Raw genomic sequence first — 19,398 nt, 5'->3', positions numbered from 1 at the left:
ACAAGACGCCTGGAGACCGATTCTGCTGGATCATTCGATTAGTCAGCGCGGCCGGGCCTGGAACGGCGCGGGCGGCGGCGGAAACTGGGAGAATGATCCAGCAGAATGTGACGCAGCAGGGCGGCAAAGGAGCGGTTTTGGCAGGCAACGGCGAAGCGAACAGCACTATGGCGGCCGAGCCGCGGCTCGCCGCGAGCGTGATCCTGGTCCGGGATGCCGCGATTCCCGATGGCCTTGAAGGGGCGTACGCCCTGGAGGTGTTCGTCCAGCACCGGGTGTCCACCATGGATTTCGCTGCAGGCATGGTCGTCTTCCCCGGCGGCCGGGTGGACCAGGTGGACAGCTCCGGGTGGGACTTCGCGGACGACGTCGCCGAGCGGCACGCCGCCGCGTGGCACCGGACCAGCATCGCCGTCGAGCCTTCCTCCGCAGTGTTGAACGCCGGCCGGGTGCTGGCGGCCGCGCAGCGTGAGGTGTTCGAAGAGGCCGGATTAAAGCTCGACGCCGCCACCCTCCGCCCGTGGGCCAACTGGGTCACTCCGCCGGACCAGCCCAAGCGTTTCGACACGTACTTCTACCTTGCCTGCCCGGTTTCCGGGGCCGAGCCGAGGCATCAGACCACCGAAGCGTCGTCGTCCTTGTGGATGCCGGTCCGCGGAATCCTGGACGCCGAGGCCGCCGGAACCCTCAAGCTCATGCCGCCCACCCTGGCGCTGCTGGATGAGCTCCTCGCGCTCGGCACAGTGGACGCGATACTGGCCCAGGACCGTGACGTGGTGCCGGTCCGTCCTGAGCCCGGGGCCTTGGAGGAGTTCTTCCGGCTCAGGCGCCAAGCCCGATCGCTTGCTCCGGAACTGCCGTGAAGTGGGGTTAGGCTGGGGACGGTCCTGTTTCCACCCGCAAGGAGTCCCGGAATGAACCTGCTCATCAAACTGTTCGGCACCGGCGTGAGCATCGGCGCAGGCTTCGTCGCCACGAAGCTCGTCAATGCGCTGTGGGAAAAGTCCACCGGCAAGAAGCCTCCGAAGGGCCATGACGACATGGAGGCGAGCCTGCGCTCGGCACTGACCTTCGCCCTAGTTTCGGCAACCGTCAGCGCCGTCATCCAGGTCCTCGCAAGCCGCAGTACCCAGCGCGCGATCTCGCGCTTCTCCAAGACTCAGGACATCGTCTAGGCCGACGGCCCACCCGAGGCTCAGTCAGAACCTTCGCTCAGTCAGGACCTGGGGTCGCACCGTCCCGCATGCGGGGCATTCCCGGTTCGCCTTCGGCTTTCTCCTCTGCCCGCTGACCGGCGGCACGCAGCACCACGGCCTCGAGTTCGTCCACGCTCAGCAACTCGGGGTGGAGGTGCCTGGTCCGGTAGCCTGCACGGCCCACCATGTGTGCGGAAACCGGCACCGTCAGCAACTGGAAGATCCAAGCGACGGCCAGGACCGGCCAAACCCACCATTCGCGCATCTGCAGCCCGATGGCCGCCAAGACGAGGAACAGTCCGAGCACTTGCGGCTTGGTAGCCGCGTGCATGCGGCTCATCAGGTCCGGAAACCGCAACAAGCCGATCGCCGCGCCCAATGACATGATTGCACCGACAATGAGCAATACCGCGGTGACGGCATCGATGGCAGCGTCGACTCCAGTGGCGTTAGGAGTCATTGACCTGTCCTCTCCGGTCAGCCACGAAGCGCGCCACCGTCACCGATCCGATGAACCCGATCAGCGACAGGGCGACGAGCAGCACGAGGTTGTTGAGGTGCCTGTTCACAGCCATGTCGATGGCCAGCGCGGCACCCAGTATGGCGAGTAGGACGTCGGCGGCGAGGACGCGGTCCAGCAGTGACGGCCCGACGGCGATCCTGTAGATCGCGCCGGCGGCTGCGAGGCTAAGAACCACCGCAGTGACGATCAGCACGATGTCTTTCATGCGCGTGCTCCCCTCGTTGCAGGCCAGCCTTCGGCCTGGATTGCGTCCATTTCCGCCCTGGTACCCATGATCCGGATCAGCGAGGCCTCGGTGTCCTGGACCTCCTTGCGCAGTTTGGCGATGTCCGCATCGCTGCGGACGTTGATCCCGTGGATATAGAGCGTGGACGTCGAGCGATCGACCTCCACCACCAAGGAACCTGGAATCAGCGAAATCACGTGCCCGGTTGCGGTCACCATGAGGTCGGAACGGCTACGCAAGGGAACAGCGACGACGGCGTTCGTGACCGAAGGACCCCGGAAGACCGCCAGGTACAGGACCTGGAAGCTCGCGGCCACCACTTTGCCGAGGAACACCACGACGAACGGAATGGCCCGCAGCACGTTGAATCGTCCGCTGAGCTCTACCGGAGGCAAGTAGAAAACCCTGGCGACCACCAAGGCGATCAGCGCACCGAACACAAGGTTGCCCGGGCTGAAGTCCCTCCAAAGCGCACCCCAGACAACCACCAGCCAGACCAACAGGGGCAACTCGGTACGGAACGAAGTCCGCTTGCGGCTCACTTTCCACCTCCCTGCGGTGCGGCGACTCCCGGAACTTTGGCGTTGCCGCCGAGCACCGAATGGATGTAGGCCGCACGGTCCAGCATCTGTTCCGCGGAGTTGCCGGCCAATTGGAACAGCGGACCGGCGAAGACCGTCAGTGCGACGCCAAAGACCACCAGCGCTGCTGTCGGCCCCACCATGGTCCGCGGAAGCAGGCCGACGGCGGCCGTGTCCTTGAGGGCGGCGGCCGGGTAGTCAGCGTCCTCGGGTTTCCGCCAGAATGCGCGGTTCCAGACCCTGGCAATAGCGAGCAAGGTCAACAGGCTCGTGACCACTCCGCCCACCACCAAGGTGATGGCCAGTGGCGTCCCGAGGGCGATGCCTGCCTGCAGGAGTCCGAGCTTCCCGAGGAACCCGGAGAAGGGCGGGATTCCGGCGAGGTTCATCGCTGGAATGAAGAACAAGAGCGCGAGGAACGGGGACAGCTTGGCAAGCCCACCGAGCCTGTCCATGGACGAACTGCCGCCACGGCGCTCAATCAAGCCAGTCACCAGGAACAGGCTCGTTTGGACCGTGATGTGGTGGGCCACATAGAAGACGGCGGCAGCAAGCCCGGCAACGGAAGACATGGCGAGCCCGAACACCATATAGCCGATGTGGCTGACCAGGGTGAAGGAGAGCAGTCGCTTGATGTCGCTCTGGGCAATGGCGCCGAGTATGCCTACCAGCATGGTGAGGAGCGCAACCACCATCAACGGGGTGTTCAAGCTATCGCCCGGGAAGAGCAGGGTCTCCGTCCGGACCATGGCGTAGACGCCCACCTTGGTAAGCAAACCGGCGAACACTGCAGTGACTGGTGCCGGTGCCGTCGGGTACGAGTCGGGCAGCCAAAAGGACAACGGAAACACTGCAGCTTTGATGCCGAAAGCTACGAGCAGCATGGCGTGCAGCAGGTTCGCGGTGCCCGGATCCACTTCGGCCAGCTTCATGGCGAGATCGGCCATCGAGATGGTTCCGGTGGCGCCATAGATCATCGCGATTGCTATGAGGAACAACACCGAGGACACGACCGAAACCACCACGTAGGTGACCCCGGCGCGGATTCGCGGACCAGTGCCGCCCAGGGTCATGAGCACGTAGCTCGCCGTCAGCAGGATTTCGAAGCCGACATACAGGTTGAATAGATCACCCGTGAGGAAGGCGTTCGAGACGCCGGCCACCAGGATCAGGTACGTCGGGTGGAAGATCGACACCGGGGCCTCGCGGTCGCCGTCGGCCATGCCCTGGCCGGTGGCGTAGATCAGCACCGCGAGGCTGATGACGGAGGAGACCACCAGCATGAGCGAGGAGAACTGGTCTACCACCATCACAACGCCGAACGGCGGCTGCCAGCCACCCAACGTGACGGAAGCTGTTCCTGTGGTCCAAACCGAAGCCAGGAGCCAGCATTCCAGGAGCAACGTGAGGGACAACAAAGCGATGCTGACCGCGCGCTGGGCCAGCGGGTTCCTGTTCAGGGCGAATGTCAGTGCGGCACCGAGGATAGGAAGGACGACGGCGAGCGGCGCCAGGCTGGCGATGTTCACAAGGGGCCTCCTTCCTTGGCTGCTTCGGTGAGTGCAGTGACCGGGAATTCCGATGTTTCTTCGGGAACCACCGAGTCGTCTTCGGCGTCAAAGCTGGGTGTCTTCGCGACGCGGCGGTCTTCGACGTCGTCCTGGATGTCGTCCTGCCGTGCCAATGCCCAGGTCCGGTAGATGATGCCGAGCATGAATGCCGTCACCGCGAAGGAAATCACGATCGACGTCAGGATCAAGGCCTGCGGCAAAGGATCGTTGAAGTCGCGCGGATCTGTCGATTTGGTGAACAGCGGGGCAAGTCCGGCATAGCCGCCCGTCGCGAGGATCAGCAGGTTGGTGGCGTTGGCCAGGAGCATGAGTCCGAGGAGAACACGGGTCAGGCTGCGCTCAAGGATCAAATAGATCCCACAGGCATAGAGCACTCCCATGACGATCAACAAGGTCAAATTGACACTCATGGGGTCCCCTCCCCGGGTGCGCTTGGCGATGGCGCCGCGGTTACGCCCGTTGGCTTGGCGGTAGAGACGTCCGGCCGGGCGTCCCTTGAGTCCCGGGCGCCTCGCCTGGCGGTCCCTTCTTCGAAATGTTCGTCGATCTCGGCTCCCAGACTGCGCAGCACGTCCAGGGCCAGCCCGACCACCACGAGGTACACGCCGATATCGAAGAACGTGGAGGTCACGAACTTGATGTCACCGAACAGCGGCAGCCAGAACGGGATGATGGCACTTTGGAAGACTTGGCCGCCCAGGAGCAACGGCACGAATCCCGCCGCGGCTGCCGTGGCAAGACCGGCTCCGAGCAGCATACCGGCGCTGATCGGCGCGGCTTCACGCAACTCGAACCGCCCGCCGGCCAAGTAACGGATGGTCAGCGCAAGCCCGGCTGTGAGTCCGCCGGAGAAGCCGCCTCCCGGAAGATTGTGTCCCGCCAGGAGCAGGTACACGGAGAAGACGATCATCGAGTGGAAAATCAGCCTGGTGACCACTTCGAAAATGATGGAACGCCGTTCGGGTGCAAGGGTTCGGCCGGCCACCAACCAGGGGTCCGTGGGAGAGCCGGCGAACTTGCGGACGAGTTCCAGCGAGGCGTCCTCGCGCGGGCTGCTCCCGCCGGCGTGCCTACCCACAGTGCCCTCGGGAACTGTGGCTGCTTTGTTGAGGCGCTCACCCCGGCTGCGGACGAAGATCAGGCTCGCGACACCGGTAGCGGCGACGGCCAGCACCGAGATCTCACCGAAGGTGTCCCACACCCGGATGTCCACCAGCGTCACGTTGACCACGTTGAGTCCGCCACCGCCCTCGTAGGCCAGCCGGGGGAAAGAGAGCGACACGGGCTCGGCGATGCGGGCGCCCATCGCGTAGATCGCCACGAAGATCATGGTGACCGCGAAAGCCACACCAATAATGACGCGAACCACCCGGTATTTTCCGCCGGTACGGTCCCGGAGCTCCGGAGGCAGGCTGCGCATCGCCAGCACGAAGGCCACAAGGATGATGGTCTCAACCAGCATTTGCGTCAACGCGAGGTCCGGGGCCCCTTGCAGCGCGAAGATCAGCGCGATTCCATAACCTGTGACCGACACCATCAGAACAGCGAGGAAGCGCTTGTTGGCACGAACAGCCGCGAACGCGCCAACAATAATTCCTGCCCCGGCGATCAGCTGGAGGGGAGAGCCCGGATCGATCAAATAGAGGGCGCCCGGGAGCGGCTTGTTGGCCACGATGAGTGCCGTCAGCGGGACAGCGAAAGCAACCGTGAGAATGACCGTCAGGTAGAAATAGAGGGAGCCGCGCTGGGTGCGCCCGGTGACCCACACCGCCACATCGTCCAGGACCCCGATGGTGCGTTGGTAGGCGCGATCCCCGTCCACCCAGTCGGGTACCCGGCTTTGCGCCCGGGACACGAGGTTGCGGGCATAGAACATCACGACGCCGGCCGCCACCGTCACGGCGGTCAGTCCCAAGGCGGGTGTCAGCCCGTGCCACAGCGCGAGGTGGCTGGCGCTCGCTGGGTTCGTTCCGGCGTCGGGCGCCACAAAGAGTGCGGCATATGGCTGGATCCACCCGTCAACGGGATCCGGCCACAGACCGTACACGATGCTGAGGAAGCTCAAGATGGCAGGCGCCGCAAGGAACGAGGGCTTGATGGCTTTGAACGGAGTCCGTTCCACTCCCGGCTTGGTGGCGAACGCGCCCCACATGAAGCGCGCGCTGTACGCGAAGGTGAGGATGGAACCCAGCACCAAGCCGACCAGCAGGACCAGCCCCCACGGTTGGGAAGCCGGTACGTAGTGGACGAACGCTTCGAACACCGATTCCTTGGCGACGAATCCGGCCAGCGGAGGTATTCCAGCCATGGATGCCGCGGCCACGCCCGCCACAATGGCGAGCGCCCTTGAGGACTTGTACAGTCCCGAGAGTTTGCGGATGTCGCGCGTTCCGGATTGGTGGTCAATGATGCCCACCACCAGGAACAAGGACGCTTTGAAGAGTCCGTGCGCCAGCAGGAGCGCGAGTCCGGCCAGTGCGGCGTCGGGCCGTCCGAGACCCACCACCATGGTCAGGAAGCCGAGCTGGCTGACGGTTCCATAGGCGAGGACGAGCTTGATGTCGTTCTGCCGGAGTGCCCGGTACCCGCCCACCAGCATGGTTGCGAGGCCGAGCCCGAGCACGAGCGGCAACCAGTAGGGGGTCTCGCTGAACCCCGGCGCCATGCGGGCCACGATGTAGATGCCGGCCTTCACCATGGCCGCTGCATGCAGGTAGGCGCTCACCGGGGTGGGTGCGGCCATCGCGCCGGGGAGCCAGAAGTGGAACGGGACCAGCGCCGATTTGGTGATCGCACCCACCAGGATGAGTACGACGGCGGCCGCAACCGCATCTTGCGCGGGTCCCCCGACGAGGGTGGCCGCTTGGGTCATGATCGCTGAAATCCGGTACGTTCCGGCGGCGTGGCCCAGAATGATGAGGCCGACGAGCATGGCCAGGCCACCGGCGGTGGTCACCATGAGCGCCTGCAAAGCCGAGCGGCGCGCTGAGAGGCGCGTGCGCGCGTAGCCAATCAGCAGATAGGACAGGACAGTGGTGAGTTCCCAGAAGATGAACATCATCAGGAGGTCGTCCGCGGTCACCAGGCCGAACATCGCGCCGGCGAAGGCAAGCAGCTGGGCCCCGAATCCGCCGAGGTCGGCATCCTTGTTCTTGAAGTACCGTGCGCAATAGACCAGGACCAACGCGCCGATCCCCAGGACCAGCAAGGACATCACCCACGCCAGAACGTCCATGCGGAAGGCGAATTCAATCTTGAGGTTCGGGATCCACGGGAGCGTTTCTTCGATGAAGCCGCCCGTGGGGTTTCCGCCTTTTCCGGGATAGATCCGGCCGTACTGCAGGAGCAACCAAACAAAGGCGGCGGAAGGAACCGCTGCGAGGACATAAAAGGCATTCCGCTGAAGTTTCCGGAAGATCCAGGGCGCCACAGTTGCCGCTGCAAAGGTCACGGCCAGAACTGTGATCACTGGAATCTCCGCAAAGTCAGGGATGAATTGTCAAAAGTTGGAGCAGGCGGTCAAACGTTGGGTTCGGTGCAGGTAGTTTATCAACCATGAACATGGCAACCGCGCCCGAGGCCCCGCATCCGGCATCCGAACTTGCTTCAGGGCCTGCCCTGTCGAACAAGGGCCAGATCCTTGCGTGGGCGTCCTGGGACTGGGGTTCCGCGGCCTTCAACGCCGTCATGACCACTTTTGTTTTTACCGTCTATCTGACGTCCAAGGCGTTCGGCGGAGAAGACTCGACGTCGGCGACGTTGGGCGCCGCGCTGGCGATTGCCGGCGTCGCAATTGCGCTCCTGGCACCGGTCACCGGTCAACGCTCGGACGCCGGTGGCCGCAGGAAACTGTGGCTGGGAGTCAACTCGGCCGTCGTGGCTGTGCTCACGGGCTCGTGCTTCTTCGTGTTCCCCAAGCCCGAGTTCCTGCTTCTGGGCGTCACCTTGGTTGCGCTCGGCAATGTGTTTTTCGAGTTCGCCGGCGTCAATTACAACGCCATGCTGGCCCAGATCTCCACCCCGGCCAATATCGGCAAAGTGAGCGGCTTCGGCTGGGGAATGGGGTATCTGGGCGGGATTATCGCGCTCCTTACGGTGCTGCAGCTTTTCGTCCAGCCGTCTTTTGAGTGGTTCGGGGCCTCCACCCAGGACAGCCTGAATATCAGGCTCGTGGCTGTCTACTCCGCGCTCTGGTTCTTCGTCTTCGCGCTACCGGTCCTCTTCGCAGTGCCGGAGGTTTCCGTGAAAAGGGCAGAGTCCCGGCCCGGGTTCCTGGCTTCCTATGGTTTGCTGATCCGCCGGATCAAGGCCATCTATCGAACCAGCCCGCACACCATCTACTTCCTGCTCGCGAGCGCCATCTTCCGCGACGGCTTGGCGGCCGTCTTCACCTTCGGCGGGGTCATCGCCGCCGGGACCTTTGGATTCGAGCTCAAGCAAGTCATCTTCTTTGCGATTTTCGGCAACGTGGTGGCAGCCGTTGGAGCCATGATCGGCGGATTCCTGGACGACAGGATCGGCCCCAAGTCCGTCATCGTCATTTCCCTTACGGGACTCCTGCTCGCCGGCACCGTGATCCTGGTGCTTGGCAACGGCGACTACATGTTCTTCGGGACCCATTGGGCAGGGAGCACCACGTTCTGGGTGTTCGGGCTGTTCCTTTGCCTCTTCGTGGGACCGGCGCAAGCTTCCTCCCGCGCATACCTTGCAAGGCTGGCCCCGGACGGCGAATCCGGCGAACTGTTCGGTCTCTATGCCACCACCGGGCGGGCCGTGAGCTTCCTGGCGCCGGCACTTTTCACCCTCTGCATCACTTTGGCTACCCCCTTGGTGGCCCCGGGCGCGGCCCAACGCTGGGGAATCCTGGGCATCATGGTGGTGCTCCTGGCCGGTTTGCTGGTGATCCTGCCCGTCAAGTCGCCCAATAAGACGGAAATCGCCACCGTTCCGCTGAGCTGAGCCCGTATGCAGGCCTGGTGCGCACCTCTCCATCCGCGCCGCAGATCCCGTTTCGCACCCGAAAAGGACGGGCGCACCCGGTCTATCGGGTGCCTGTGTCCTAAGCGGGTGCATGCGTCATCAGCGGGTGCGTTCCTACCCAACAATCCGCGAAAAACCCTTGATCTTTAATTGTTAGTAGAGTTTACTAACTCACATGGAAGCCCTTCGTGACCTCCGGCGCACTGATCGAACCGGCGCGGCAACCCTGCCGTCCGACGGCCGCGCCCACAACCTCTCCTTGGTGCGCCAAACCCTCCACTCCGCAGGGGCGATGAGCCGGGCGGAACTTTCCCGGACACTGGGCCTGACCCGTGTCACGGTGTCCGACCTCGTCTCGGACCTCCTCGATCGCGGCCACGTCGTGGAATTGGGACAGTCCGACGAAGTCCGCCCCGGCAAGCCGGCCATCCTCGTCGACATCAACCGCCGGGGCCTCCAAGTGATCGGCATGGATTTGGCGGAAAATTCCGTACTGCGGGCGGCCGTCCTCGACCTTGACGGCAACATCCTTGAGCGTGTGGAACAAACCCTCACTGAAGGAACCGGGGAACACGTGGTCAACCAGGTCCTCGCACTTGCGTCCGAGGCAACAGCGCGGGCCACTGCCCCACTGCTCGGGATCGGCGTCGGGACCCCCGGCATCGTGAATGCGCGCGGCGTGGTCACCACCGCCCCCAACTTCGACTGGAAGGACGTCGCACTGCGCGATCTTCTCCAGGAGCGCACCGGCTTGCCGACCCTCGTCTCGAACGACGCCGACGCCGCCGTCCACGCGGAACACACCTTCGGCGCCGGCAGTGACGACATGGTCCTCGTGAAAATTGGCCGCGGTGTCGGTTCGGGTCTCATCGTGGGCGGCCGGCGTGCCCGCGGCGCCCACTCGGCGGCTGGCGAAATCGGCCACGTCACGGTCGGCACCGACGGCGGAACCCTCTGCAAGTGCGGCAAGGCAGGCTGCCTCGAAACATGGATGTCCGTTCCCAGCCTCGAACGGTCCCTGGCCGAAGCGGCGGCGACCTCCGAACCCCAGGCCGCAGCCGACGTCGTGCTCCGGGAAGCAGGCGAGCGGCTCGCCATCGCCCTCGCTCCGGTTGTGGGCGCCCTCGATCTGGGCGAAGTGGTCCTCAGCGGACCCCGGGAGCTTTTGGAAGGCCCCCTTCTCAACGCCGTTCAGCAGACACTGCTTGAGCGGCTCTTGCGCCAGGACCCGTCACCGGTGTCCGTCCGTCTAGCGGCCGACGCACAGGACATTGTGCTGCGCGGAGCCGCCGTGATGGTCCTGTGGAACCAGCTTGGGGTGGCCTGAATGCCTCACCCCCGCCGATTCCAGCCCTGACCAAACAGCCAAGCACCCTTTGAAGGAGCCGGACATGGACACGATTCAGTCCTCCGCCACCCAAGCTCTCGCCACCGGGACCCATCTCCGCCGTCTCGCGGCAGACACCCTCATGCCCGGATTTACCGGCATCGCAGTCCCCGTCTGGATCTTGGAAGCGTACGACGCCGGGTTGGCGGCCGTGTGCCTTTACGGCACCAACGTGGCGTCCCCCGTCCAATTGCGCGAACTCTGCGCCGGGCTCCGCGCGCATTCGCCGAACACGCTCATCGCCGTCGACGAGGAGGGCGGCGACGTCACGAGGCTGCACTACCTCACGGGATCACCGCAGCCCGGGAACGCGGTGCTGGGGCGCTTGGACGACATCGAGCTGACCGCGGCGAGCGCCAGCGCCATCGGCAACGAACTCGCGGGCCTGGGCATCAACCTCAACCTTGCCCCCGATGCCGACGTCAATTCCGCTCCGGACAATCCGGTCATCGGTGTGCGCAGCTTCGGCGCCGAACCGGATTTGGTGGCCCGGCATACCGCCGCCTGGATCCGTGGGCTCGAAGACGCCGGGGTGGCATCCTGTGCCAAGCACTTCCCGGGCCACGGCGACACCACCGTCGACTCCCACTTGGCGCTCCCCCGGGTTACGGCCGGCACCGCCACCCTGGACGCCCGCGAGCTGGTCCCGTTCCGCGCACTCGTCGCGGCCGGCGGTGCCACCGTCATGACCAGCCACATCCTGGTCGAGGCCCTGGACCCGCACCACCCCGCCACCTTCTCCTCGCACATCCTGCAGGACCTGCTGCGCCGCGACATGGGATTCAACGGAGTCATCATCACGGATGCCTTGGACATGGCTGGCGCATCCGCGCAGACCGGCGTTCCGGAAGCGGCCGTCCGCGCGCTCATGGCCGGCGCGGACCTGCTGTGCCTCGGTTCAGAAACGAGCCCGGCCCTCTTCGAGCAAACGCTCACCGCAATTGTGGACGCCGTGGACGAGGGACGCTTGCCCGTGGAACGCATCGCGGACGCTGCTGCGCGCACGGCCGCACTGTCCTCCCGTTTCCCCGCCGCGGGCGCCGCGGAGATCCAGGAGGCCGCCATGAGGGGACAACTCGGCTCGCAGGGCCGGCAGCAACGTGAGCCTAGCGAGCCGAAGTCGCTGGACGGCGAACGGATCGCCGAAGCCTTCGAGGTATCCGAAGCTGCGGAAAGATGGCTCGCCCGGGAGGAACCGGTGGCCATCGTGCAGGTGGAGACCGGGACCAACTTCGCCGTCGGCCGCGTGCCCTGGGGCCCGGCCGCGACAAGGTCGGCACTGGTCGGCGAAGGCGAGGTGCCCGACGGCGCCCGGGTCGCCGTCGTCGGGCGCGGCCTGGACGCGGAGCACCCGCTGTGGACCGTGTTCGCCCGCTTGAGGGCGGAAGGGCACGCAGTGATCGCCGTCGAGTGCGGGTGGCCGCGTGGCGGGGCTGACATCGTGACCTTTGGCGCATCGCTGACCGTCTCCGAGGCCCTGGTGGCGTTGCTGAACGGCACTGTCAAAGCCTGATTCCGCCGCTCCTCCAAGAGGGCTAGGGTGTAGTCATGAACGTGGACGAGACAGAACTCCCAGGCCTCGGGGTCCGCAAGGATTTCATCACGGCCTCGGGACGCAGGATCGGTGTTGTCGAGATGCGGGAGGGTGAGACCGAGCTCTTCGTCTCCACGTGGGACGATCCCGACACCTGCCAAGCGTCCATCCCCCTGACCGCGGACGAAGCCGCCGCCCTTGGCAACCTCCTTGGCGGGCAGCACATCGCCATGCGGCTGGCCGAAGCCCACAAGGAAATCCCCGGCATTGCCACGCGGCAGTTTTCCATCACCGCTGACTCCCCTTTCAACAACCAGCCCATGGGCAAAGCCCAGATCCGCACCCGCAGCGGCGTCTCGATCGTGGCGATCATGCGCGAAGGCGAAGTGGTTCCCTCGCCGGCTCCCGACGTCGTCCTTCACACAGGTGATTTGCTGGTGGCTGTCGGTACGCAGGAAGGTCTTGACTCTGCGGCTGCCATTCTGCGCAACGGCTGACGTTCATGGACCCCCTGGCCCTGACCCTCATCGAGCTAGGCGCAGTCGTCTTCTGCCTGGGCCTCTTGGCGCGCTTGGCAGGCAGGATCGGAATGTCCCCCATCCCGCTCTATCTGGTGGGGGGACTGGCATTCGGGGCCGGTGGTTTGATCAAGCTCGACGGCATGCACGAGTTCGCCCATCTTTCCGGGGAAATCGGCGTCATCCTGCTCCTGTTGATGCTCGGGTTGGAATATACGGCCGCGGAACTCGTCACCGGGCTGAGGCGCTCGTGGCAAGCAGGTGTCCTGGACCTGGTGTTGAACTTCCTCCCGGGTGCGGGCCTGGCCGTGTGGCTCGGCTGGGGACTCGTGGGGGCGATCGTCATGGGCGGTGTCACCTATATTTCTTCCTCGGGCATCGCCGCGAAAGTGATTACGGACCTCGGCCGGATCGGTAACCGGGAAACGCCAGTCGTGCTGGCCATTTTGGTTTTCGAAGACCTCACCATGGCCATCTACCTTCCGATACTGACGGCGATCCTCGCAGGCGTGGGCTTCCTCGGCGGGCTACAGACAGTGGGTATCGCATTGGCCGTGGTCACCTTCGTGCTGATGGTGGCCCTCAAACACGGCCATCGGGTATCCCAGGCGGTGCACAGCGAAAACTCCGAAGTCTTCCTGCTCAATCTCCTCGGGGCCGCCCTTCTCGTGGCCGGGGTAGCGTCGGCCCTCCAGGTCTCCGCGGCCGTGGGGGCGTTCATGCTGGGCATTGCCATTTCGGGGGCAACGGCCCACAGCGCGACGCGGATACTCGAACCGCTACGGGATCTCTTTGCGGCGATCTTCTTCGTGGCGTTCGGCCTCAATACCGATCCGTCCAACATTCCGCCGGTCCTGGGCTGGGCGATCCTCCTGGCCCTCTTGACGGCACTCACAAAGATCTTGACCGGTTTCTGGGCGGCGAAACGGGGAGGCATCGCAGTACCCGGCCGTTTCCGCGCGGGGGCTGAGTTGATTGCCCGCGGCGAGTTCTCCATTGTCATTGCCGGGCTGGCGGTCACCTCCGGAACCGTTCCGCGGGAAATCGCCGCCCTCGCTACCGCGTACGTGCTGCTCATGGCCATCCTTGGACCGCTCGCAGCGCGCTTCGTGGAGCCGGTGGTCAAAGCCTTCCGCAAGTCCCCGCGCAAACCGAAGGCATCCGAGCCTATTTCGTCCCTTGAAGCCTAAGCATGGGCCTCCTCCGACGCCCGGTCACCTTTGGGGGCTCTCTCTCGGACGCCCGGTCACCTTTGGGGACTCTCCCCCCGACCCCCGGTCACCTTTCGCGGCTCTCCCCCCGACGCCCGGTCACCTTTGGGGACTCTCCCTCGGACGCTCGGTCAGATCATCTGACCGGGCGTCATCACTGCTAACCCGGGATCTGAACGGGCGTCATCACAATTACCCCCGGATCTGACCGGGCGTCATCACAATTACCCCCGGATCTGACCGGGCATCGTGGGCCACCCCACCGTCAACGGGCTAAACGGACGTCCGGTGGAAATTCAAGTGGCTGCGGCTCGCGGTGGGGCCGCGCTGGCCTTGGTAACGGTTGCCGTATCCGCCGGAGCCATAGGGGTACTCGGCCGCCGAGGAGAGCCGGAAGAAGCACAACTGGCCGATCTTCATGCCAGGCCACAACTTGATGGGCAACGTGGCCACATTGGACAGCTCCAAGGTCACATGGCCCGAGAATCCTGGGTCGATGAAGCCGGCCGTGGAATGCGTCAGCAGGCCGAGGCGCCCCAGCGAGGACTTTCCTTCAAGGCGTGCGGCGACGTCGTCCGGCAGGCTCACGGTCTCGAACGTTGAACCGAGCACGAACTCGCCCGGGTGCAGAATGAACGGCTCGTCGCCCTCGACCTCAACCAGGCGGGTCAGCTCAGGCTGCTCCTCGGAGGGGTCGATGTGCGCGTATTTGTGGTTGTCGAACAGGCGGAAGAAACGGTCGATCCTCACGTCCACTGAAGACGGCTGAACCATGGCGGGGTCGTAGGGCTCCAGGACAATACGTCGGGAGTCGATTTCGGCACGTATGTCGCGGTCAGAGATCAGCACAGGATCAAAAATACCGTATGCATCCCGCACTCCGTGGTGCCTGGTGGCCAATAGGGGAAACATTGAGACTCAGTAGCTACGCCTCCGGGGCCTGCTCCTCGATGACCGACTTCAGCTGCTCCAGCTGGGCCACTTCCTCTTCCATGGTCTTCTGGATCATGCTGTTCATGAGTTTCTGCAGGCCCTTGGGGCGGTACTCCAAGGCGAACCGCAGGCGGGTATTGGGCCCTTCGGTACTGAGGTAGTAGCCACCCGTGGGCCGTGCAGGACCAGCGACGACGGCGAAGCGCACCTCGGCCCCTGGCCTGGCTTCGGTGATTTGGAAGTCAGCCGCGACCGGCCGTCCCCCGGGCCCCGCCAGGGTCTGCTGGTACACGGCGCCTTTTTCTCCGGGATGCCCGGAACGGAGGGAAATGCTGCGGATTCCACTGCGCCACCGGGGATTGTTGAGCCCGTCCACCACGAATTGGTAAACGGTCATGGCATCGCGACCGATGAGTACTTCATGCTCTGCAAATGCCACGGAATCCTCTTTCGGCGTACGGCTCGGAGACATAGCCGGGTTCCCCATGACACAGCAGCTAACTGCTACAGAATAGTCAGGCGTGCGGCGGCGCAACACACCCGCGTCGAGCCTTAACCGAATCTTTACGAGCACACAGGCAAATTTGATGGGGCCGTGATACCGGTGAGTCTGTGTCTGGATCAGTGCGGCATCTGCGCTAAGCTGGGATCTGCTCCGGCTGGTTTGCGGAGCAATGCGGGCGTAGCTCAATGGTAGAGCGCTAGCTTCCCAAGCTCGATACGCGGGTTCGATTCCCGTCGCCCGCTCCAGCTTTCCTTGCTACGCCGACTGCGCGACGATCCGCACCATCCGGCGCCGGTCCCGGATGTTTACCTTGAGCCGCAATTCAGACTTCCGGGCCAGCACGACGGCGACCGTCGCCGCTGCGAGCGCGGGCACCCCTCCGGACACTAAAAGCCCTGCCTGCGGGTTCAGATGCTCGGCAAGCCAGCCCGTCATGGGTCCCCCCACTGCTTGGCCACCGATGAGCACCATGATGTAGAGGCTCATGACGCGGCCCCGGATGCTCATGTTCGCGCTGACCTGGACCAGCTGGTTGGCGGCGGTCAGGAACATGAGGCACCAGAATCCGGAGAGAACCATCGCAGCCGAGAGCCACACAATGGATGGCGCCAACGCAGCCAGGCAAAGCATCAAGCCGTACATTCCGGCGCACAGCACCACCGAGCGCAGGCGCAACTGGCGGCGGCGGGCCGACGTGATTGCCCCGGTGAGCGCACCAAGGGCAACCATGGCGTTGAGCAAGCCGTAGCCGCCGGCGCCCGCGTGGTAGATGTGGTCAGCGAAGGCGGCGAGAAGCACCGGCAGGCTCATCGCGAAGACCGCCACGAAGCCTGCCATGAGCCACGGCCAGTAGATGGTGGGCTTACTGAGGGCATACCGCAGGCCTTCCCGCAGCATTCCCTTGCGTTTGGGTACCGGAGCGCTGACGTAGAGTTCGTTCTTGCGCAGCATCAGGAGCATGGTCACGGTGGAGCAGCAGGCGAGCGCGTTGGCCGCGAAGGCCCAGCCCGCGCCGACGGCGGTCAGCAGCACGCCGGCCAAAGCGGGACCTATCAGGCCGCCCAGCTGGAACGTGGTGGAGTTGACGCTGATCGCGTTGCGCAGGTACTTCGGCCCCACGAGTTCGTTGACGAAGACCTGCCGCGCGGGCTGGTCGAGGACCGTCACAAGGCCGAGGACGAAGGCGATCACGTAAACGTGCCACACCTCGATGTGGTGGCTCAATGCCAGCACGGCAAGGATGGCAGCCAAGGCGCCGGCGACGCTTTGGCAGAGGATGAGGATCCGTCGCTTGGCGAACCGGTCGGCCATCATGCCGCCCCACGGGCCCAGGAACAGCGACGGCGTGAACTGCAGCGCCACGGTTATCCCGACGGCGGTGACGGATCCTGAGAGCTGGAGCACCAACCAGTCCTGGGCAATCCTCTGCATCCAGAGCGCGACGACCGCCACGAAGTGGCCCATGGCGAAAATCCGGAAGTTGGGTACTTTGAGGGAAATAAACGTATGCCGCCAAGGCAGGCGTTCGCTGACGACGGCGATCGGCTGGGTGACTGTGTCGGGCTCGGCAGCGTGCGGGATCCGGCTGCTTGCCGCGGATGAATCGATGGTGGGTTGGCTGACGTTTGCCGCTGAGGGCGGTGGCGGTGCCAAAAGTAGTCCTTAGGATAGGCGTTTCGCTGGGATGCCTTTAACGCTAGGGTTGGCCGCAACGATCATGGAAGTGAATTGGCTGTATAACTAACATTGCGAAGCGCAATACACCCCTTGAGCGGCGGTGAACGTAGCTATCCAAGGAGCCCGGTGTTCGAACCCGTACAGTTGCGGTCATTCCTGGCCGTGGCAGAGACTTTGAGTTTCACGAAGGCAGCCGAGCGCCTCGGATTGGCCCAGCCCACGGTCAGCCAGCATGTGAGAAAGCTGGAGACGGCGGCCAAAAGAGCGCTCGTGGCCCGCGACACCCGGGAGGTCCGGCTCACGGACAATGGCGATGCCATGGCAGGCTTTGCCCGCAACATCCTCTCCGCGCACGATTCCGCGGCGAGGTACTTCTCCGGCTCCGCGATGCGCGGACGCTTGCGGTTTGGAACCGCCGATGATCTTGCCATTACGGGCCTGCCCCGGATCCTGCGCGAGTTCCGGCAGCTCTACCCCCAGATAAACCTTGAACTGACTGTCAGCCAGAGCGACCAGCTCTACAAACGCGTCAACGCCGGGCAGTTGGACCTGGTCTTCGTGAAGTGGGTGGGCGAGGCGAAGGACGGCACGGTGGTCCGGCACGACAAGTTTGCCTGGGTCGGAGTGGAGCAAACGGTGCTGGACCCGGCCAGTCCTGTGCCCTTGATTTGCTACCCGGCCCCGAGCGTCAGCCGGAAACTGGCCATCGACGCGCTGGAGGCCATGGGCCGGACGTGGCGGGTCACCTGCTCGACCAAGCAGATCGCCGGTGTCCTGGCAGCGGTGCGCGCGGGCATCGGCGTCGCCGTGATGCCGTCGTCTCTGGTGCCGGAAGACCTCACGGTCATCACCAAGCGCTTCGACCTGCCGCCCGTGGGCGACGTCGACTTCACCCTGATCCGCAACCCCCTGGCCAACGCCGAGGTAGTTGATGCGCTGACCCAGGCAATCATCGGCAGGACGCTCAACAAGCAGGCGTAGCGAGGGCCTGCGCGGACACCAGCACGGTCTGGACGATCGCCTTCCGGCGCCGCTCGGCCCTTCCTGGACCCTTGCTGCCGGCCATCAGGCCATCCAACTCGGGCAGTACCGGCCACGCGTCACAAAGCGCAATGATGGTGAGCATCAAGTCCGCGGCGTCTTCCCTCGAAGTACCCGGCACCGCCTGGATCACCGCGTCAACTTTGTTCCTGCAGTTCGCGGCACGGTCCGGGCGGTTAACGACGTAGTCGCCCCGCTCGAGCCCCTCCCAGAACAGCAGCCTGGGCAGGGTGGGGTCTTGGTGATGGTGGTCGAACAGGCGTCCGGCGTAGTCGGCCAACGCTTCGGGGCCGCTGCCTTCAACGCGAACGTCGTCCACCACCTTGCTGAGCTGGGACTCGATCACGGCGTCGAACAGGAGATCCTTCTTGCCGAAGTATTGATAGATGCGTTCCTTGTTGACTCCGGCTGCGGCAGCGATGCGGTCCACCCTGGCGCCCGCGAGTCCGAACTCGCAGAACTCTGCCGTGGCCGCCTCAAGGAGGAGGCGCTTGGTCCGCTCAGTATCCCATGCCATGTCACTATCTTAACAGATTCCAACTAAGTAGTTGCAGTTTTGAGCGGGCGCACCTAGTCTGGACTCAGCCAATTAGCAACCAATTAGTTGGAGAATTCCATGAGCACCGAAATCCCCGTTACAACACCTGCGGACAGCACCGCGCCTGCGTCTGGTTCCGCGCCTACTTCCGTTCCGGCGCCGCCCGTTCACGTACCCTCCGTGCACATTCGCGCAGTCATCACCTGGGTTGCCATTTTCCCGCTCGTCGCGATCGGCATGACGGCCCTCACTCCACTGACGGAAACCTGGCACCCCGTGATGCGGTCACTCGTCCTGACCCTCCTGGTAGTGCCGACCGCGGTGTACGTAGTCGTTCCCAAGCTGCTTGCGGCCTACGGCTCCCTGAAGCGGCGCCAAACGGGGAAGGCAGCCAGGCCCTGAGGGCCTGTGTCAGGCATCACCCGGCGATGACGTGCCCACGCGCTAAACTTGTCACGTTATGAACCGCACAATGTTTAAGTCCAAGATCCACCGTGCCACGGTGACCCATGCCGATCTGCACTATGTAGGTTCAGTGACGGTCGACCTGGATCTGCTGGACGCCGCGGACATTCTCCCCGGCGAGCTCGTCTCCATTGTCGACGTGACCAACGGCGCGCGCCTGGAAACCTACACCATTGCGGGCGAGCGCGGATCCGGCGTCATTGGCATCAACGGTGCCGCGGCGCACCTCGTGCACGTGGGCGACGTCGTCATCCTCATCACCTATGCGGAGATGACCACCGAAGAGGCGAAGGCCTACCAGCCCAAGGTTGTCCACGTGGACAAAGCCAACAAAATCGTCCAGCTCGGCAGCGATCCCGCCGAAGGAATCACACCCGGCATCATGCGCCCGCCGCACGCCCTCAACAACGCCCGGCTGAACTAGCCTCCCTGTCCTGGGAGTACTCCCCAACGTGGTCCACATGGCGGAACTTCCCGCCGTCGTGCCTCATAGGCGAATAAAGCTGATTTAG

General features: G+C 64.4%; 20 protein-coding genes and 1 tRNA gene. 11 read left to right on the top strand and 10 right to left on the bottom strand.

The annotated features are described in order from the left end of the window. Positions 1 to 92 precede the first annotated feature (92 nt). Entirely contained in the window at positions 93 to 863 is a 771-nt protein-coding gene (locus L0B83_RS15410) for an NUDIX hydrolase (RefSeq protein WP_234759423.1), read from the top strand. A 51-nt stretch (positions 864 to 914) separates the two neighbouring features. After that, positions 915 to 1,175: a DUF4235 domain-containing protein gene (locus tag L0B83_RS15405; RefSeq protein WP_234759422.1), complete on the top strand. Its 261-nt coding sequence runs from the start codon at positions 915 to 917 to the stop codon at positions 1,173 to 1,175. A 37-nt stretch (positions 1,176 to 1,212) separates the two neighbouring features. Here the strand turns inward: L0B83_RS15405 and mnhG are convergent, their stop codons facing one another. Genes mnhG through L0B83_RS15375 form a run of 6 tightly spaced genes read right to left on the bottom strand, consistent with a single transcriptional unit; the run spans position 1,213 to position 7,566 of the window. Continuing rightward, the gene (gene mnhG / locus L0B83_RS15400; protein WP_234759421.1) at positions 1,213 to 1,656 is read right to left on the bottom strand and encodes a monovalent cation/H(+) antiporter subunit G; all 444 of its coding nucleotides are present in this window, start codon (positions 1,654 to 1,656) and stop codon (positions 1,213 to 1,215) included. After that, positions 1,646 to 1,924 (bottom strand): MrpF/PhaF family protein, encoded by a 279-nt coding sequence (locus L0B83_RS15395; protein WP_234759419.1) that lies wholly within the window; start codon positions 1,922 to 1,924, stop codon positions 1,646 to 1,648. Before L0B83_RS15395 ends, mnhG begins: the two co-directional genes overlap by 11 nt. Next, positions 1,921 to 2,487 (bottom strand): Na+/H+ antiporter subunit E, encoded by a 567-nt coding sequence (locus tag L0B83_RS15390; RefSeq protein ID WP_234759418.1) that lies wholly within the window; start codon positions 2,485 to 2,487, stop codon positions 1,921 to 1,923. Before L0B83_RS15390 ends, L0B83_RS15395 begins: the two co-directional genes overlap by 4 nt. Continuing rightward, positions 2,484 to 4,055 carry a Na+/H+ antiporter subunit D gene (locus L0B83_RS15385; protein ID WP_234759416.1) on the bottom strand — a complete coding sequence of 524 codons (1,572 nt, stop codon included), beginning with the start codon at positions 4,053 to 4,055 and terminating at the stop codon, positions 2,484 to 2,486. The genes L0B83_RS15390 and L0B83_RS15385 overlap by 4 nt, the downstream gene beginning before the upstream one ends. Continuing rightward, positions 4,052 to 4,507, bottom strand: coding sequence for a Na(+)/H(+) antiporter subunit C (locus L0B83_RS15380; protein WP_234759407.1), 456 nt, complete (start codon positions 4,505 to 4,507; stop codon positions 4,052 to 4,054). Before L0B83_RS15380 ends, L0B83_RS15385 begins: the two co-directional genes overlap by 4 nt. After that, on the bottom strand, positions 4,504 to 7,566 hold the full coding sequence (locus L0B83_RS15375) for a Na+/H+ antiporter subunit A (protein WP_234759405.1): 3,063 nt from the start codon (positions 7,564 to 7,566) through the stop codon (positions 4,504 to 4,506). Before L0B83_RS15375 ends, L0B83_RS15380 begins: the two co-directional genes overlap by 4 nt. Before the next feature lie 86 nt (positions 7,567 to 7,652). Here L0B83_RS15375 and L0B83_RS15370 point away from each other — a divergent pair, with 86 nt between their 5' ends. From L0B83_RS15370 to L0B83_RS15350, 5 genes are all read left to right on the top strand, one after another. Further along, a complete protein-coding gene (locus tag L0B83_RS15370; RefSeq protein WP_234759394.1) occupies positions 7,653 to 9,056 on the top strand; it encodes an MFS transporter in 1,404 nt (467 codons plus the stop codon). A 196-nt stretch (positions 9,057 to 9,252) separates the two neighbouring features. After that, entirely contained in the window at positions 9,253 to 10,404 is a 1,152-nt protein-coding gene (locus L0B83_RS15365) for an ROK family transcriptional regulator (protein WP_234759392.1), read from the top strand. A 64-nt stretch (positions 10,405 to 10,468) separates the two neighbouring features. Beyond that, a complete protein-coding gene (locus tag L0B83_RS15360) occupies positions 10,469 to 11,977 on the top strand; it encodes a glycoside hydrolase family 3 protein (RefSeq protein WP_234759390.1) in 1,509 nt (502 codons plus the stop codon). 35 nt (positions 11,978 to 12,012) lie between these two features. After that, positions 12,013 to 12,495, top strand: a complete 483-nt coding sequence (locus L0B83_RS15355; RefSeq protein ID WP_234759388.1) for a cation:proton antiporter regulatory subunit — start codon at positions 12,013 to 12,015, stop codon at positions 12,493 to 12,495. Positions 12,496 to 12,500: 5 nt separating this feature from the next. Then, positions 12,501 to 13,706 carry a cation:proton antiporter gene (locus tag L0B83_RS15350; RefSeq protein WP_234759386.1) on the top strand — a complete coding sequence of 402 codons (1,206 nt, stop codon included), beginning with the start codon at positions 12,501 to 12,503 and terminating at the stop codon, positions 13,704 to 13,706. Between the two features lie 294 nt (positions 13,707 to 14,000). On the opposite strand, the gene dcd is transcribed toward L0B83_RS15350, so the two are convergent. Both dcd and L0B83_RS15340 read right to left on the bottom strand, forming a co-directional pair. Next, positions 14,001 to 14,576, bottom strand: coding sequence for a dCTP deaminase (gene dcd, locus L0B83_RS15345; protein ID WP_234759450.1), 576 nt, complete (start codon positions 14,574 to 14,576; stop codon positions 14,001 to 14,003). A gap of 76 nt (positions 14,577 to 14,652) precedes the next feature. After that, positions 14,653 to 15,099, bottom strand: a complete 447-nt coding sequence (locus L0B83_RS15340; protein WP_234759384.1) for an SRPBCC family protein — start codon at positions 15,097 to 15,099, stop codon at positions 14,653 to 14,655. Between the two features lie 237 nt (positions 15,100 to 15,336). On the opposite strand from L0B83_RS15340, the gene L0B83_RS15335 reads away from it, so the two are divergent. After that, a tRNA-Gly gene (locus L0B83_RS15335) sits at positions 15,337 to 15,410 on the top strand. Between the two features lie 10 nt (positions 15,411 to 15,420). On the opposite strand, the gene L0B83_RS15330 is transcribed toward L0B83_RS15335, so the two are convergent. Next, positions 15,421 to 16,818: an MFS transporter gene (locus tag L0B83_RS15330; protein ID WP_234759382.1), complete on the bottom strand. Its 1,398-nt coding sequence runs from the start codon at positions 16,816 to 16,818 to the stop codon at positions 15,421 to 15,423. 150 nt (positions 16,819 to 16,968) lie between these two features. Here L0B83_RS15330 and L0B83_RS15325 point away from each other — a divergent pair, with 150 nt between their 5' ends. Then, positions 16,969 to 17,823 (top strand): LysR substrate-binding domain-containing protein, encoded by an 855-nt coding sequence (locus L0B83_RS15325; RefSeq protein ID WP_234759380.1) that lies wholly within the window; start codon positions 16,969 to 16,971, stop codon positions 17,821 to 17,823. Here L0B83_RS15325 and L0B83_RS15320 read toward each other — a convergent pair. Next, positions 17,807 to 18,400 carry a TetR/AcrR family transcriptional regulator gene (locus L0B83_RS15320; protein ID WP_234759378.1) on the bottom strand — a complete coding sequence of 198 codons (594 nt, stop codon included), beginning with the start codon at positions 18,398 to 18,400 and terminating at the stop codon, positions 17,807 to 17,809. The genes L0B83_RS15325 and L0B83_RS15320 overlap by 17 nt on opposite strands. A gap of 99 nt (positions 18,401 to 18,499) precedes the next feature. Here L0B83_RS15320 and L0B83_RS15315 point away from each other — a divergent pair, with 99 nt between their 5' ends. Next, complete coding sequence (locus L0B83_RS15315) at positions 18,500 to 18,823, top strand: putative antibiotic biosynthesis monooxygenase (RefSeq protein ID WP_234759376.1); 324 nt, start codon at positions 18,500 to 18,502, stop codon at positions 18,821 to 18,823. 58 nt (positions 18,824 to 18,881) lie between these two features. Next, entirely contained in the window at positions 18,882 to 19,310 is a 429-nt protein-coding gene (panD, locus tag L0B83_RS15310; RefSeq protein WP_234759373.1) for an aspartate 1-decarboxylase, read from the top strand. Positions 19,311 to 19,398 lie beyond the last annotated feature (88 nt).

Origin of the sequence: Arthrobacter alkaliphilus (genome assembly GCF_021483235.1) — a bacterium.
Lineage (GTDB): Bacteria > Actinomycetota > Actinomycetes > Actinomycetales > Micrococcaceae > Arthrobacter > Arthrobacter alkaliphilus.
Note: the sequence above shows the minus strand (reverse complement) of the source record. Positions and strands in the feature narration are given on the sequence as shown.